A 15,925-nucleotide genomic window follows, 5' to 3' on the forward strand; every position below is an offset into this window, starting at 1 on the left:
ACCACGGTGTTTTCCGCGGATCGTCCCCACCCTCCGCGATTTACTTGGAAATCCAGGTAAATCCGCAGGTCAGGGGTGGTTTCGCGGCTTGTGAGCACAATGGGTACCGTGCTTCTAGCAGGTCGCCGGACGGGACAATCCAGTACCGCTCGGATCCGTCCGCGCCGCACCCGACCCCGTGCGCCGTACGGGGCCGAGCGAGCCGCACTGGCTGCCCGGACGACCCCGGGAGCCGGACCGACGGAGGAGCAAGTGACCGTGGAGAGCACCGCCGAACGCGGCACGCCGCGCCGGGGCACCGCCGCCAAGAAGACGGCCGCCAAAAAGACCGCGGCGAAGAAAACCGCCGCGAAGAAGACCGCGGCCAACAGGACGCCGGACAAGAAGATCGCGGACAAGAAGACCGCGGGCAAGAAGGCGGCCACCGCGCGGCGGACGACGGCCCGGGGCACGGCGGGCGGCGGCCCGCAGGACCGGCCCGCCATGGTCCAGCTGCTCACTCCCGAGGGTGAACGCGTCGAGCATCCCGACTACGCGCTGGACCTGGACGCCGACGGGCTGCGCGGCCTCTACCGCGACATGGTGCTCACCCGCCGCTTCGACGCCGAGGCCACCTCCCTCCAGCGCCAGGGCGAGCTGGGCCTGTGGCCCTCGCTGCTGGGCCAGGAGGCCGCCCAGATCGGTTCGGGCCGGGCCCTGCACCCGGACGACTACGTCTTCCCGACCTACCGCGAGCACGGCGTCGCCTGGTGCCGCGGGGTGGACCCCACCAACCTGCTGGGCATGTTCCGGGGCGTCAACCACGGCGGCTGGGACCCCAACGACAACAACTTCCACCTCTACACGATCGTCATCGGCTCCCAGACCCTGCACGCCACCGGTTACGCCATGGGAGTGGCCAAGGACGGCGCGGACTCCGCCGTCATCGCCTACTTCGGTGACGGCGCCTCCAGCCAGGGCGACGTGGCGGAGGCGTTCACCTTCTCCGCCGTCTACAACGCGCCGATCGTCTTCTTCTGCCAGAACAACCAGTGGGCCATCTCCGAACCCACCGAGCGGCAGACCCGGGTGCCCCTCTACCAGCGCGCGGCCGGCTACGGCTTCCCCGGGGTGCGGGTGGACGGCAACGACGTGCTGGCCGTGCTCGCCGTGACCCGCGCCGCCGTCGAGCGCGCCCGCTCCGGCGAGGGCCCCATGCTCGTCGAGGCGTTCACCTACCGGATGGGCGCCCACACCACCTCGGACGACCCGACCCGCTACCGCCCCGACGACGAGCTGGCCCAGTGGGAGGCCAAGGACCCGATCCTGCGGCTGCGCCGCCACCTGGACCTGACCGGCGCGGCGGACGACGCGTTCTACGCGGCGGTCGAGGAGGAGAGCGACGTGCTGGGGCGCCGGGTGCGGGAGACCATCCGCACCATGCCGGACCCCGACAGCATGGCCATCTTCGAGAACGTGTACGCGGACGGCCACGCCCTGGTCGACGAGGAACGCGCCCAGTACGCCGCGTACCTCGCCTCGTTCGAGCCGGAGGAGAACTGACATGGCCGACTCGTCGACAGCCAAGCTGCCGATTGCCAAGGCGCTGAACACCGCGCTGCGCAACGCCCTGGAGTCCGACCCCAAGGTCCTGGTCATGGGCGAGGACGTCGGCAAGCTGGGCGGCGTCTTCCGGATCACCGACGGCCTCCAGAAGGACTTCGGCGAGGAGCGGGTCATCGACACCCCGCTCGCCGAGTCCGGCATCATCGGCACCGCGATCGGCCTCGCGCTGCGCGGCTACCGGCCGGTGGCGGAGATCCAGTTCGACGGTTTCGTCTTCCCCGCCTACGACCAGATCGTCACCCAGCTGGCCAAGATGCACGCGCGCTCACTGGGCAAGGTCAAGCTGCCGGTCGTCATCCGCATCCCGTACGCGGGCGGCATCGGCGCGGTGGAGCACCACAGCGAATCGCCCGAGGCGCTGTTCGCGCACGTCGCCGGGCTCAAGATCGTCTCCCCCTCGAACGCCGACGACGCCTACTGGATGCTGCGCCAGGCCATCGAGTGCGACGACCCGGTGATCTTCTTCGAGCCCAAGTCCCGCTACTGGGACAAGGGCGAGGTCAACACGTCCGGCATCCCCGGGCCGCTGCACGCGGCGCGCGTGGTGCGCCCCGGCTCCGACCTCACCCTGGTGGCGTACGGGCCGACCGTGCGCACCGCGCTCCAGGTGGCGGCGGTCGCGCAGGAGGAGGGCCGGTCGGTGGAGGTGATCGACCTGCGCTCGATCTCCCCGATCGACTTCGACACCGTGCAGCGCTCCGTGGAGAAGACGGGTCGGCTGGTGACGGTGCACGAGGCGCCGGTGTTCTTCGGGGCCGGGGCGGAAGTGGCCGCGCGGATATCAGAACGGTGCTTTTATCATCTGGAAGCCCCGGTGCTGCGGGTGGGCGGCTTCCACTCCCCGTATCCGCCGGCGCGACTTGAGGAGGACTACCTCCCCGGGCTCGACAGGGTGCTCGACAGTGTCGACCGCTCGCTGGCGTACTGAGAGAGGCTGAGGAGCGTCGTGACGATGGCTGCTGTGACCCAGCGCTACCGCGAATTCAAGATGCCCGACGTGGGAGAGGGCCTCACCGAGGCCGAGATCCTCAAGTGGCACGTTCAGCCCGGTGACACGGTGAGCGACGGCCAGGTGGTCGTGGAGGTCGAGACCGCCAAGGCCGCCGTGGAACTGCCCATCCCCTTCGACGGGACGGTGCACGAGCTGCTGTGGGCGGAGGGCGACACCGTCGATGTGGGCTCGCCGATCATCACGGTGGACACCGCCCCCGGTGAGCCGCAGGAGACGCCGGCCGGCGCCGCGCCGGAACCGGCGGCGGCCGAGCCCACCCCCGCCCCCGCCCCCGAACAGCCGCGGGAGGAGCCCGGGCCGGAGAAGCCACCGGCCCGGCAGCCGGTGCTCGTCGGCTACGGTGTCTCCACCGCCGCCACCAAGCGCCGCCCGCGCAAGGCGCCGGCGGCCGCCGTACCGGAGCCGGCCGCCGCACCCGAGCAGGCACCCGCGCCCGCGTCCGTGCCCGCCGCCGGCGGCAAGCCGCTGGCCAAGCCGCCGGTGCGCAAGCTCGCCAAGGACCTGGGCATCGACCTGCGGGTGGTCCGGCCGACCGGCCCCGAGGGAACGATCACCCGCGAGGACGTCCAGGCCGCCGCCGTGCCCGCGCCGCAGCCGGCCGGCACCGGGGCCGTACCCGAGCCGGAGCGGGAGACGCAGGCCGCGGCCCCCGTCCCGGCCGCCGGCGAGCGCCGCGTCCCGATCCGGGGCGTGCGCAAGGCGACCGCCCAGGCGGTGGCGGGCAGCGCCTTCACCGCGCCGCACGTCACCGAGTTCATCACGGTCGATGTCACCCGCACCATGAAGCTGGTGGCCCGGCTCAAGGAGGACCCGGACCTGGCGGGCGTACGGGTCAACCCGCTGCTGATCATCGCCAGGGCGCTGCTGCTCGCGCTGCGCCGCAACCCCGACGCGCACGCCGCCTGGGACGAGGCCAACCAGGAGATCGTCTACAAGGACGCCGTCAACCTGGGCATCGCGGCGGCGACCCCGCGCGGGCTGCTCGTTCCCAACATCAAGGACGCGGGCCGCAAGACGCTCACCGAGCTGGCCACCGCGATCGGCGAACTGGTCTCCACGGCACGTGAGGGCCGTACCACCCCCGCCGACATGCAGGGCGGCACCGTCACCATCACCAACGTCGGGGTCTTCGGCGTCGACAGCGGCACCCCGATTCTCAACCCCGGGGAATCCGCGATCCTCGCCGTCGGCGCGATCAAGGCCCAGCCCTGGGTGCACAAGGGCAAGGTCAAGCCCCGCCAGGTCACCACCCTGGCGCTGTCCTTCGACCACCGCCTGATCGACGGCGAACTCGGCTCGCGGCTGCTGGCCGACATCGCGGGCGTCCTGGAACACCCCAGGCGCCTGCTCACCTGGGGCTGACCACCCCGGGCGGACCACACCGGAACAGCGGAAAGGCGCCGGCCCCAGGGGCCGGCGCCTTTCTCGTTCCTCGTGGGTGTCGCCCGTCAGAGGTAGGGACCCGAGCGTGCCGGGCCGTGCGGATCGGCGGGGTGCTCACCCTCGTCCGGCAGCGCCCCGGGCGGCAGCGCCCGGCGCATCTGCTCCAGCTGGGCGCGGGCCGCCATCTGCTGCGCGAACAGCGCCGTCTGGATGCCGTGGAAGAGCCCCTCCAGCCAGCCGACCAGCTGCGCCTGGGCGATCCGCAGCTCCGCCTCGGTGGGCAGCCGGTCGTCCGTGAACGGCAGCGAGAGCCGTTCCAGCTCCTGCACCAGCTCCGGGGCGAGACCCTCCTCCAGCTCCTTCACGGAACTGGAGTGGATCTCCTTGAGCCGGTACCGGCTGGCCTCGTCCAGCGGGGCCGCCTTGACCTCTTCCAGCAGCTGCTTGATCATGCTGCCGATCCGCATGACCTTCGCCGGCTGCTCCACCATCTCCGTCACGGGAACCTCGGAGTGCTCATCGCCGCCGTCCTCGCCCTCGCGCGGGGCGGCACCGGCGAGCGCCATGCCGTCCGGCCCCACGACCAGGACCTGTGGGTTCTGGTTCTGGCTCTCCTGAGAGGGTTCATTCCTCGGCTGAGTCATACCTCCATCATGCAACGAAGGTCACCCCGCGCGTCGGGCGAGGGTCACCCGGGAGCGGGTGAGCAGCGCGGCGAAGACCAGCGCGATGAGCGGCACGACCACGATGAGCTGGCCGAAGGTCTCCCACGGCAGTGCCAGGTGCAGCTCCGGACGCTCGCCCGCGTCCCAGCCGGCGGCGATGTCCTCCTTCCACCAGCTGAGCCGGTCCTGGTGGTTGGCCAGTACCAGGCCCACCGCCGGGACGAGCCCCGACAGGCATCCCAGCACCACCCCCATCGCGGCGATCAGTCCGCACTGGAGTCCGGAGAGGGTACGCCGGATGCGGGGTGCCGCGCCGACCGCCGCGAGGGTGGCCAGGTCCGCCTCGGAGTCGGCCTGGGCCAGACCGGTGGCGATGCCCGCCGCGCCCAGCGCGATGACGGAGGCGGCGAGGGCGATGATCAGCATCGCCATCGAGTTGTCGGCCTTGAAGCCGTTCTCGATCCGCCAGTCCGTGGAGGCGAGCGTCAGGTCGTCGATCTCACCGCGGAACGCCTGCTCCTCCGCGCTGGTGGGCACGTGCGAGGTGGCGTAGTAGCTGCCGGCGAACGTGGTCGCCAGGCCCGCCTTCTCGGCGGTCTCCGGGGTGATCAGCGCGTCGATGCCGTAGCCGTTGCCCTCCACGAGCCGGCTGTCGGGCAGGACCGCGACATCGGTGGGCTTCTCGCTGTCCCAGTTGTCGTACAGGTGGAGGGTGACGGTCCCGTCGTCGTCGATGCGGTTGGTGTCGAAGATCAGGGCCCCGCCGTTCTCCAGCGTCTCCCGGTACTCGGGGCGGTCGATGCCCAGGACCTTGAGGATCGTGGCGTCGCCCACGGCGATCGAGCCGAGGTTGCTCAGGCCCCAGCCGCCGTCGTTGTTCCACATGCACCGCTCGTCCTGGCGGAGTTCGCGTGTCTCCTCCTCGGTGTGGTCCGCGTCGTCCTCCCACAGCGGGCAGACCTTCTCGGGCGGGGTGACCACCTCGATGTAGCAGTCGGCGAGGTTGTTGCCCCATTCGTCGCGGGCACCGGAGCCGCAGCTGGGCAGCGCGGGCATGGCCGAGGACAGGTCGGCGCGATCGGTGACGGGCAGTGTCTTGTCGGCGGCGGCGCGCAGCGGGTCCAGCTGGCTCTCGCCGGCGTTCCACACGGTGAGGGCGACGGTGCCGTCCGGCAGGTCGGGGATGTATCCGGCGCGCTGGTCCGCCTCGCCGCTGGCGATGATGGTGGCCACCGCGACCGCACCTGCGGTGGCGGCGAGCACGGCGGCGACGGCGGGCGCCGTACGGCCCCGGTTGCGGGCGGCGTCGCGCATGGCCAGGCGCCCGGACAGCGGGAGGAAGCGGGCGAGCCGGCCGAAGCCGCCGACCAGCAGCGGGGTGAGTGCCACCAGGCCGAGTTCGGCGATGACGGCGCCGACACCGACCAGCACGATGCTGCTCATCGACAGGCCGCCGAACAGCGCGAGGGCGATGCCGCCGACGAGGGCGATGGTTCCGGCGATCGGCAGCGCCCTGCTGCCGCGGCGCACGCCCTTGGTGCCGGTGAGCGATTCCAGGACGGAGGAGCGGGAGGCGTTGATGGCGGGGATGAGGGCGGCCAGGGTGCCGATGAAGACGGCGAAGGCCGCGACGCCGAGCAGTTCCGCCCAGCGGAAGTCCCAGGCGCCGAACCGGGCGCCGTTCATGTTCTCCAGGAAGGGCCTGGCGAGGAAGACGGCGAGGATGCCCAGGATGATGCCGACCACGGCCGCCACGGCGCCGAGCACGACACCGCTGGAGAGCATGATGGCGCGCAGCTGGGCCTGATCGCCGCCGTTGGAGCCCACCAGGCCGAGCTGGCGGCGGGAGCGGCGGGCGCCGACCGCGAAGGCGGGTCCGGCCAGCAGGCAGATCTCCAGGACGACCAGGGCGACGGCGACGCCGAGCACGGCGTAGAGCTCGGCCTCCCCGCCGGAGCCCCAGCGGTGGTAGTCCGCGCGCTGGACCAGCGGGATCTCGCTGTCCGCCGGCGGGTTCAGGTGCACCTGGCGGGAGAGCACCTTCAGCCCGTGGGTGTTGGCCTCCATGACCGTGTCCCAGCTGACGCCCCCGTCCACGGCGACCAGGTAGCGGGTGTCGTCCCCGCCGTCCTCGCGGGGCAGCAGCGGCAGCAGCGTGTCGTTGAGCGCCAGCAGCTCGGTGGACTTCAGGTCGTTGGGCAGCTCGTAGGAGCCGGTGATGCGGACGGTCCGGTCGATCTCGGGGAGTTCGACGTCCTCCCCGACCCGCAGCCCGCTGTCCCGCAGGAACTGCTCGGTGGCGGCCACCTCACCGGGGCCGGTCGGCCACTCGCCGCTGAGCAGGGTGTACTTGCCGCGGCTGAGCGGGTCGGCGGGGTCCGTCTCCTGGATGTCGGCCCACATGATGCCGTAGTCGGTGGTGACGTCGGCGTAGCCGACGCGTTCGCGCAGCACGGTGGCGCCGTCCGGGAGGTGGTCCTCGACGCGGAAGTCCGTGGGTTCGGTCCCGGCCTCGGGCTCCTCGCCGCGGGGGTTGTCGTCCTCCTCCCAGGAGGAGGACCACAGGTCGTCGTTGGTCGGGTGCTGCATGATCGGGACACCGGCCTCGTACACCTGGTACTCGGCGTCGGCGGTGCCGATCTGGCGGGCCAGGCTCTCCTCGGTGGAGAGCTGGTTGGTGCGCACGGCCAGGTCGGCGCCGGCCACGCCCAGGATGGGCAGCGCGATCATGGCCACGACCAGGGCGCTGCGGCCCTTGGCGCGCAGCGCGTCGCGGCGGGCGATGCGCAGTCCGAGCCGCCAGCGGTTGAGCGTGCGATTCACTGCGCCACCTCGCCGGTGAGCAGCGACTCGGCGGACGGGGAGACGGTCTGGTCGACCATGGAGCCGTCGCGCAGGAAGACGACGCGATCGGCCCAGGCCGCGTACCGGGACTCGTGGGTGACCATGACCCCGGCCGCGCCCTGGTCACAGCGCTTGCGCAGCAGGGCGAGCACGGCCTCGCCGGTCTCGGAGTCGAGGGCGCCGGTGGGCTCGTCGGACAGGACCAGGCGGCGGTCGCCGACGAGGGCGCGGGCGATGGCGACGCGCTGGCGCTGGCCGCCGGACATCTCGTCGGGGAAGCGGTCGGCGACCTCGACGAGGTTGATCTCCTCCAGCGCGGCGAGGGCTTCCTTGCGGGCGGCGCGGGCGGATATGCCGTCGAGTTCGCGGGGGAGCGCGATGTTCTCGGCCGCGGTGAGGGCCGGGATGAGGTTGTAGTCCTGGAAGACGTAGCCGATGCTGGTGCGCCGGATCTTGGCGAGCCGGCTCTTGGTGAGGGCGCCGAGGTCGGTGCCCTCGATGAGGACCTGGCCGCTGGAGGCGGTGTCCAGACCGCCGGCCAGGGTGAGCAGGGTGGACTTGCCGGAGCCGGAGGGGCCCATGACGGCGACGAATTCACCGGCCCGGACGGTGAGGTCGATGTTGTCCAGTGCCCGGACGGTGGTGACGCCGGTGCCGTGCACGCGGCTGAGGGCGCGCAGCTCCAGGACGGGCGTGCTGCCGTTGGCGGTGGTGTTCGGGCTGGTCATGCGGTGCTTCCCCCGGTGATGTGGTGGTGATCTCGGTGATCGGTGTGCTCTGCGTGGTGGACGTTTTCGTCGGCGCCGTTGTCATCGGGCTCGGTCCCGGTCAGCGGCCTCGCGGGGCGCCGGGCCGCGAGGCGCAGCAGTCGGGACTCGCAGTGGTCCAGCCAGCGTGCCTCGGCCTCGGCGGAGAAGATGAGTTGTTCCAGGACCAGCAGCCAGGCGATCTCCTCGCCGGACTCGGGGCCGCCGTCGGCGAGCGCCTGGGCCTTGAGGCGGGTGTAGTCCTGCATGGCCTTGAGGGTGTGGCGGCGCTGGGCCTGGATGATGCCGGCCACGTCGACGCCCTGGGTGCCCACGGCCATGGCGAGCTTGATGGCGAGTTCGTCGCGGGAGGGGTGGGTGCGGTCGACGGGCTGCCGGTACCATTCGGCGAGCTCGCGGCGGCCGGCCTCGGTGATGCGGTAGCGCTGCTGCTTGCCGTCGCGTTCACCGGCGGGCTCGATGAGCGTGTCACGTTCGAGGCGGCCGAGGGTCGTGTAGACCTGGCCGATGTTGAGCGGCCAGGTGGCGCCGGTGCGGGACTCGAATTCGGCGCGCAGCTGGGAACCGTACTTCGGGCCGTAGTCGAGGAGGGCCAGCAGGCCGTAGCGGATGGACATACCGCGTATGTATACCGAGTATGTTCCCCCCTTGGCAAACCGGCGGGCGTCTTGTCGCGCGTCTTGTTACACGTCAGATACGCCGCAGTCGCAGAGCCAGGACACCAAGTCCCGCGCCCAGGCAGGCCAGTCCGGCCCCGAGCGGCAGGACGGGCAGCACCTCACCGCCCCGTACCACCGGGTCCGCCTCGCGGTACGGGGCCGGCTCACCGCGCTGCTGGCCGACGCTGTGGTCGGCGGCCCCGTCCGCGTGGGCGGCCGGGGCCGCCAGTGCGAGAAGGGTGGCGAGCGCCGCCGCGATCATGATGACTTCCGTCCACACCCACACCCTCACGGCGCTCGATCCTCCGTAGACCGTCCGATGATGTAACCAGCGTCACATATGCGAAGGAAACGGGCATCCTGAACACGGGGAAAATCTCAGGGTGTCAGGATGATCTTCCCTGTGTGGTCGCTGCGTTCCACGATCCGGTGCGCCTCGCCCGCCTCACTCATCGGCAGCTCGCGGTCCACCACGGGACGCACCCGCCCCTCCTCGATCAGCGGCCACGCCCCCTCGCGCACCGCCGCCACGATCTCCGCCTTCCCGGCCGCCGGGCGGGCCCGCAGCGAGGTGGCGGTGACAGTGCCGCGCTTGGCGAGCAGTGCCCCCAGGTTCAACTCGCCCTTGCGGCCCCCCTGGAGCCCGATCACCGCGATCCGGCCCCCGGTCGCCAGCGCCCGCAGATTGCGGTCCAGGTACTGCGCCCCGACGATGTCCAGCACGAGATCGCAGGAGTCCGCCAGCACCTGCGCGAAGTCCTCCTCCCGGTAGTTGACCAGCACCTCGGCCCCCAACTCCCGGCACACCGCCAGCTTCCGCGCACTGCCCGCGGTCACCGCGACCCGCGCACCGCGGGCCACCGCCAGCTGGATCGCCATCGTCCCGATCCCGCTGCCCCCGCCGTGCACCAGCAGCGTCTGGCCGGCCCGCAGCCCGCCCTCCCCCATGAACACGTTCGACCACACCGTGCACACCACCTCGGGCAGCGCCGCCGCCTCCACCAGGGACACCCCCGCCGGCACCGGCAGCAGCTGCCCGGCCGGCACCACCACCCGCTCCGCGTACCCGCCGCCGGCCAGCAGCGCGCACACCCGCTGCCCCACCGACCAGCCGCGTACCCCGGCCCCGACCGCCGCCACGGTGCCCGAGCACTCCAGGCCCGGATACGGCGAGGCCCCGGGCGGCGGGTCGTAGAACCCCTGCCGCTGCAGCAGGTCCGCCCGGTTGACGCCGGCGGCCGCCACCTCGACGAGCACCTCCCCCTCGCCGGGAGCCGCCGGCTCCGCCACCTCGTCCCACACCAGCGCCTCGGGCCCGCCCGGCTTCGTGATCGTGATCGCTCGCATGCCCCGACGCTATCGCCGATCGCCAGCCCCGGCCGGGGACGCCCCAGCCGTTCCCGGGACGGGCACGGTCACCCGGGGACGACGGGTGCGGGCAGGGGCGCCGTGGCGGTCGTCAGCGGCGCGGGATGCGCCAGGAGCCCGGGCCCTTGCGGGGCGTGCCCCGCTCCCCGTCGGGCGGCACGGGCAGCGTCTCCTCCGCCTCGCGGATGCGGTGGATGACCACCAGCCGGTCCGTCAGCTCCAGGGTGGCCGCGTCCGGGTGGTCGAAGGGCAGCAGACGGTGGCCCCGTATGACCGAGACGACCAGGTCCTCGACCTCGCGCGGCGATCGGCCCGCCTCCGCCTTGGTGACCGGCCGCTCCCGCAGCGACAGCCCCTTGCCCTGCTGGATCAGGTCCTCCATCACCGCGCCGCTGCTCGGGCTGATCATCGACAGGCCGAGCAGCCGGCCCACCGCGCTGGCACTGGTGATCACCGAGTCCGCGCCGGACTGCTTGAGCAGCGGCACGTTCTCCTCCTCGCGGACCGAGGCCACGATCTTGACCGTCTTGCTGAGCTGCCGCGCGGTCAGCGCGACCAGCACGGCGGTGTCGTCGCGCTGGGTGGAGATCACGATCTGCCGGGCCCGGTCCGCCCGCGCCCGTACCAGCACGTCGCTGCGGGTCGCGTCGCCGACCACGCCCGCGTAGCCGGCGGCGTTGGCGGCGGCCACCACGCCCTTGCTGGGGTCGACGACCACGATCTGGTCCTGGGTCAGCCCGGTGCTCATGAGGGTCTCGGCGGCGCTGCGGCCCTTGGTGCCGAAGCCGACGATGACGGTGTGGTCGCGCAAGATCTTCCTCCAGTGGGCCAGCCGCCACTGCTCGCGGGTGCGCTCGGTCAGGACCTCCAGTGTCGTCCCGACCAGGATGATCAGGAACAGTATGCGCAGGGGTGTGATGAGGAACGTCGTCAGCAGCCGCGCCTTGTCGCTGACCGGCACGATGTCGCCGTAGCCGGTGGTGGAGAGCGAGACGGTGACGTAGTAGAGGGAGTCGAGGAAGCCGACCGGCTCCCCGGTGATGTTGTCCCGGTACCCGTGCCGGTCGAAGTAGACGATGACCACGGCCGCGGCCATCACCGCCGTCGCCATGAACAGCCGCCGCACCACCTGGAGCAGCGGCCCGCCGAGCGAGCGCGGCAGATGGACGCCGTGCGACTGGTCGTCGACGTCGCCGCGCTGGGGCGCGACCGTGGGGAAGGCGGCGAGCCTCGGCAGTCTCATGCCGGCGGGAGCTCCAGAAGCTGGACCGGGTCGTGGTGGGCGACCCCGCCCGGTGGGACGACCGCGAGGGCGGACGCGGCGGCGATGCCGCGGAGCATGGCCGGGCCCGCGTAGTTCAGCGGCACCGCGACGCCCGCGCCCCCGCCGCTGCCGCCGTCACCGGCCGGGCAGCGTACGGGCACCAGGTGGGTGTCGGTGCGGTGGCCGCCGAACGCCTCGCCCGCGGTGGCGGTGCGGGTGACCGGCGGCATCCGGCCGGACAGCGCGTGCAGCAGCGGCGCGGCCAGGGTGAGCAGCCCGGCGACGGCGGCGAGCGGGTTGCCCGGGAGGCCGACGACGGGCGTGCCGTGCTCGGGGAGTTCGGCGAGCAGCATGGGGTGACCGGGGCGGACGGTGACGCCGCTGATGAGGGTGGTGGCGTGCAGGGCGCGCAGGGTGGAGCGCAGATGGTCGACGGGGCCCGCGGCCGTACCGCCGGTGGTCACGATGAGGTCGGCGCGGCTGGTCTCGACGGCCTCGCGCAGCGCGTCGGCGTCGTCGCCGAGGCGGCGGGTGACCAGGACCTCGGCGCCGAGGGCGGCCAGCCAGGGGCCGGTCATCGGGCCGAGCGCGTCGCGGATGCGGCCGTCGTGCGGCAGGCCGTGGTGCAGGAGTTCATCGCCCAGGACGAGCACTTCGGCGCGCGGGAGGGGGTGCACGGCGAGTTCGTCGTAGCCGGCGGCCGCCGCCAGGCCGAGGGCGGCGGGGGTGAGGCGGGTTCCGGAGGGCAGGAGTTCGGCGCCGGAGCGGCACTCCTGGGCGCGGGGGCGGATGTCGGCGCCGAGGCGGGGGAGACGGCCACTCAGCCGGCCACCGCGGGCGCTGGCGTTCTCGGCGCGGACGACGGCGGTGGTGCCCTCGGGGACGCGGGCACCGGTGGCGATGCGCAGCGCCTGGCCGTCGCCGAGCCGGGTGGGATGTCCGGGGGCACCGGCCAGCAGACCGGGGCCGCCGGCGAGTTCCCAGGGGCCCGGGCCGTTGACCGCCCAGCCGTCCATGGCGGCGGTGTCGAAGGCGGGCAGGTCGGTGAGGGCGGTCAGCGGGGCGGCCAGGGTGTGGCCGAGGGCGCGGTCCAGGGGGAGCCGGCGGGGGGTGAGCGGGACGGCGCTGCGGTACGCGACGGTGCGGGCCGACTCCCAGGTGTGCGGGGGTACGGGGCGCTCGTCGGGGGCGCGCGGCGGGTCGGGGATGACGGGCGCGGCGGGGGTGGTGGGGTGCTCCTGGGTGCGGCGGGGGTGGCGCTCGTGCGGGCGGTGGCCGTTGGCGAGCGCGAGGGCGTCGTCGAACTCGTCAGTCATGCGGGGTGCCCTTCCTTGCCTTCCGGACCCCCTGGTGACGTCCCGGCGGACGCCTCCCTCCCCTCCTGGCCCTGTCCGTCCCGGCTCTGCCCGTCCCGGCCCTGCTCGTCCTGGTCGCGCCGTTGGCGCACGGCTTCCCCGCCGGGCGTCTTCCCGGAGTCCTCGCCGGAGTCCTTCTCGGCCTCCCAGCGGGCGGCGAGCGCGGTGACCCGGCGGGCGGCCTCGGCGGGGGTGATGCCGTGCTTGGCGGCGGCGTACCCGATGAGGAAGGTGGTCAGTGGCGCGGCCGGGCGGGCGACCGCGTGGGCGACATCGCGGGCCGCGTCGAGCAGCACGGTGCGGTGTTCGCCCGGTTCGATGTCGAGTTCGGTGGCGGCGGCGGCGATCCATTCGTCCAGCACGGTCCCATGCTCCTTGATCCGGTCCCGGGCGGTGGCGATCTCCGCCCAGGTGTCGCAGTCGAACGTGGTGCTGGCCCCGGCCAGCCGGTGCAGGTCGAGGGCCGGGAGCAGCGTACGCAGGGGGGCGTGCCGGGTCGCGGGCAGCGCCCCCAGCGCGGCGCGCAGGGCGGCGGTGCGGTAGACGGCGGTCAGGGGCTGGTCGCGGCCCTCGGAGTCCTGGAACAGCACGCCGTCCGCGGCCGGGGGGAGGGCGCCGATGAGCGTGCGCGCGGTGGCGGGGGTGAGGAAGGGCAGGTCGGTGGCGAGGACGGCGACCAGGGGGGCGGTGGCGTGGACGGCTCCGGCGGCGAGCGCGGCGAGCGGGCCGCCGCCGGGCGGGTCCTCGCGCACCCAGTGGACGGGGCGCCTGGTGGGGCGGGGCGGGCCGACGACGATGGTGCGGTCCGCGTCGCGGCAGGCGTCGAGCACACGTTCGAGCAGTGGCCGGCCGCCGACCGTCACCGCTGCTTTGTCCACGCCGCCGAGGCGGCGTGCGGCGCCGCCGGCGAGCACGATCGCGTCGAACGCGGGATGGTCGGCCGTCACGTTCCGCACTGTAGACGAGGGGTGGCGGACGGAGAGGGCCCTGCCCGGCCATCTCGCCAACAGGGCCCTTTCACTCTCCGGAGTGATGACGCAGTGATGGTGCGCAACTACTCTGAGTAGCGAACGATCGACGCGGGGTGGGTCCGCCGTCCCGGCGAGGTTCTTCCGAGGAGTTGAGTGTGATGGGGTCTCGTCTCGCCGCCGTGGCCGGTCTGCTGGCGATCGCCGTCGGGTCGGGGGTGGGTCTCGCCGCCCCGGCGTCCGCGGCGCACGGGGAGCTGCGCGGCACGCACTGGTTCGTGACCAATCCGAGCGGCTGCGTCAACGTCCCCGAGCTGCCGCTCAAGGTCTACAACTTCACCAACGAGTACGCCCTCGTCTACCAGAACCGGGACTGCACGGGGGCCATCGCCGAAGTCATCGCGCCCGGTGGCACGTCCGGCGACTTCTCCGCCTCGATCGGCAGGTCCGTATGGGTCGACTGAGGGGCGGGCGGTGGTGGCCGGCGGGCCGGCCGGGGGCGGGTCCGGGTCGGCGGAGCGGCAGGACGCTGCCTGGATGACCGCCACGATCGCCGCGGGGGGATCCGGCGGCGCGGCGCATGGCGGGTGCCGCGCGGCCTCAAGGTCGAGTCGGCCTTCGGCCGGGAGCCGCCCCCAGTAGCTGGGGGGCGCGGCCCGGCGAAGGTCCGAATGGGGGCGGCTTCAGAGGTCGGCGAGGAGGGAGAGGGGGGATTCCACCCGGTCGGCCACGTGGCGCAGGAAGCCTCCGGCGACCGCGCCGTCGCAGACGCGGTGGTCGAAGGTGAACGACAGCTGGACGACGTGTCGCAGGGCCAGCTCGCCTTCGTGGGCCCACGGCTTGGGAACGATCCTGCCGATGCCGAGCATGGCCGCCTCGGGGTGGTTGAGGATCGGGGTCGAGCCGTCGACGCCGAAGACCCCGTAGTTGTTGAGGGTGAAGGTCGAGCCGGTGAGTTCGGCGGGGGACAGCGTGCCGGCGCGGGCGGTCTCGGTGAGGCGGGCGAGTTCGGCGCCCAGTTCACGGGTGGTGCGTGTGTGGGCGTCGCGCAGGACGGGGACCAGCAGGCCGCGGTCGGTCTGGGCGGCGAAGCCGAGGTGGACGGCGGGAAGGGTGACGATCTCGTTGGTGGCGGCGTCGAAGGTGGCGTTGAGCTGCGGATAGCGGGCGAGGGCCGCGACGCAGATCCGGGAGAGGAGGGCGAGCAGCGGGAGTTCGGTGGCACGTCGGGCGGCGAGCAGCTCCGTGGCGTCGGCGTCCACCCAGCAGGTGGCGTCGGGGATCTCGGTCCTGCTGCGGCTGAGCTTGGCGGCGGCGGCAGCGGCGATGCCGCGCAGCGGAGTCCGCAGCGCCGTCCCGGCCGGGTCCTGGCCGCGCGGGGACGCCGACGCGGGTGTGGGTGGTGCGGGTGTGGGCGGTGCGGTGCGTGCCATGACGTCGGCCCGCAGGATCAGGCCGTCGGGCCCGGAGCCCTGCACGGTCCGCAGGTCGATGCCGTGGTCACGGGCGAGCTTGCGCACCAGCGGCGAGATCACCGCGACCGCCGACCGGGCGGGCGCCGAGGAGGCGGAGGGAGGGGGCGGGGGAGAGGCCCCGGGGAAGGTGGTGGTGCCGGTTCCGTAGCCCACCAGGACCTGACCGGAACCGCCGCCGGACGATTCGCCGTTCGGCGGGGCGCTGAGCGTTCCGTGGCCGTTCGCACGGCTCGCGCCGTTCGGGCCGGTGCCGGTGCCGGTGCCATCGGCCGGGTCCGTGCCGGTGCCCGTCGTCGGACCCCGGCCGGGGGCGGTCGCCGGGTGGGCGACGCTGATCAGGGGGGAGCCGACCGGGATTTCCTCGCCGACCGCGCCGAACCGCTCGGTGACCACGCCCGCGTAGGGGCAGGGGACCTCGACCATCGCCTTGGCGGTTTCGACCTCCACCACCGGCTGGTCGACCGTCACCGCCTCACCGACCTCCACCAGCCAGCGCACGATCTCGGCCCCCGTGAGGCCCTCGCCCAGGTCCGGGAGGAGAAACGTCTCGGTCATGGCGC

The 15,925-nt window shown here is 73.2% G+C and carries 13 protein-coding genes and 1 pseudogene; 4 read left to right on the forward strand and 10 right to left on the reverse strand.

What is annotated here, in order from left to right; all coding sequences use genetic code 11:
- Positions 1-99: 99 nt before the first annotated feature.
- The 3 genes from pdhA to SXIM_RS13705 are packed head-to-tail and all read left to right on the forward strand — an operon-like array spanning position 100 to position 3,979.
- Positions 100-1,542, forward strand: coding sequence for a pyruvate dehydrogenase (acetyl-transferring) E1 component subunit alpha (pdhA, locus tag SXIM_RS13695; RefSeq protein WP_375877970.1), 1,443 nt, complete (start codon positions 100-102; stop codon positions 1,540-1,542).
- Between the two features lies 1 nt (position 1,543).
- Positions 1,544-2,533 (forward strand): alpha-ketoacid dehydrogenase subunit beta, encoded by a 990-nt coding sequence (locus SXIM_RS13700; RefSeq protein WP_046724168.1) that lies wholly within the window; start codon positions 1,544-1,546, stop codon positions 2,531-2,533.
- 24 nt (positions 2,534-2,557) lie between these two features.
- Positions 2,558-3,979 carry a dihydrolipoamide acetyltransferase family protein gene (locus SXIM_RS13705; RefSeq protein WP_046724170.1) on the forward strand — a complete coding sequence of 474 codons (1,422 nt, stop codon included), beginning with the start codon at positions 2,558-2,560 and terminating at the stop codon, positions 3,977-3,979.
- 86 nt (positions 3,980-4,065) lie between these two features.
- On the opposite strand, the gene SXIM_RS13710 is transcribed toward SXIM_RS13705, so the two are convergent.
- The 9 genes and pseudogenes from SXIM_RS13710 to SXIM_RS13750 all read right to left on the reverse strand — a co-directional run.
- On the reverse strand, positions 4,066-4,644 hold the full coding sequence (locus SXIM_RS13710; protein WP_030732809.1) for a bacterial proteasome activator family protein: 579 nt from the start codon (positions 4,642-4,644) through the stop codon (positions 4,066-4,068).
- A gap of 21 nt (positions 4,645-4,665) precedes the next feature.
- Positions 4,666-7,488, reverse strand: a complete 2,823-nt coding sequence (locus SXIM_RS13715) for an ABC transporter permease family protein (RefSeq protein WP_046724172.1) — start codon at positions 7,486-7,488, stop codon at positions 4,666-4,668.
- Positions 7,485-8,237, reverse strand: a complete 753-nt coding sequence (locus tag SXIM_RS13720; protein WP_046724174.1) for an ABC transporter ATP-binding protein — start codon at positions 8,235-8,237, stop codon at positions 7,485-7,487. Before SXIM_RS13720 ends, SXIM_RS13715 begins: the two co-directional genes overlap by 4 nt.
- On the reverse strand, positions 8,234-8,893 hold the full coding sequence (locus SXIM_RS13725) for a PadR family transcriptional regulator (protein WP_078635510.1): 660 nt from the start codon (positions 8,891-8,893) through the stop codon (positions 8,234-8,236). Before SXIM_RS13725 ends, SXIM_RS13720 begins: the two co-directional genes overlap by 4 nt.
- A 73-nt stretch (positions 8,894-8,966) precedes the next feature.
- Positions 8,967-9,227, reverse strand: coding sequence for a hypothetical protein (locus SXIM_RS13730; RefSeq protein WP_148236110.1), 261 nt, complete (start codon positions 9,225-9,227; stop codon positions 8,967-8,969).
- A gap of 86 nt (positions 9,228-9,313) precedes the next feature.
- Positions 9,314-10,282 (reverse strand): NAD(P)H-quinone oxidoreductase, encoded by a 969-nt coding sequence (locus SXIM_RS13735; protein ID WP_030732820.1) that lies wholly within the window; start codon positions 10,280-10,282, stop codon positions 9,314-9,316.
- A 112-nt stretch (positions 10,283-10,394) separates the two neighbouring features.
- A complete protein-coding gene (locus SXIM_RS13740) occupies positions 10,395-11,546 on the reverse strand; it encodes a potassium channel family protein (protein WP_030732823.1) in 1,152 nt (383 codons plus the stop codon).
- The gene (locus SXIM_RS13745) at positions 11,543-13,072 is read right to left on the reverse strand and encodes a molybdopterin molybdotransferase MoeA (protein WP_425473484.1); all 1,530 of its coding nucleotides are present in this window, start codon (positions 13,070-13,072) and stop codon (positions 11,543-11,545) included. The genes SXIM_RS13740 and SXIM_RS13745 overlap by 4 nt, the downstream gene beginning before the upstream one ends.
- A 44-nt stretch (positions 13,073-13,116) precedes the next feature.
- A pseudogene (locus SXIM_RS13750) lies at positions 13,117-13,878 on the reverse strand (NTP transferase domain-containing protein); the annotation flags it as partial.
- Positions 13,879-14,051: 173 nt separating this feature from the next.
- Here SXIM_RS13750 and SXIM_RS13755 point away from each other — a divergent pair.
- A complete protein-coding gene (locus SXIM_RS13755) occupies positions 14,052-14,354 on the forward strand; it encodes a hypothetical protein (protein ID WP_148236111.1) in 303 nt (100 codons plus the stop codon).
- A gap of 219 nt (positions 14,355-14,573) precedes the next feature.
- On the opposite strand, the gene SXIM_RS13760 is transcribed toward SXIM_RS13755, so the two are convergent.
- Positions 14,574-15,920 carry a dihydrolipoamide acetyltransferase family protein gene (locus SXIM_RS13760; protein WP_046724177.1) on the reverse strand — a complete coding sequence of 449 codons (1,347 nt, stop codon included), beginning with the start codon at positions 15,918-15,920 and terminating at the stop codon, positions 14,574-14,576.
- Between the last annotated feature and the right edge of the window lie 5 nt (positions 15,921-15,925).

The sequence above is a fragment of the Streptomyces xiamenensis genome, assembly GCF_000993785.3.
GTDB classification, from domain to species: Bacteria; Actinomycetota; Actinomycetes; order Streptomycetales; family Streptomycetaceae; genus Streptomyces; species Streptomyces xiamenensis.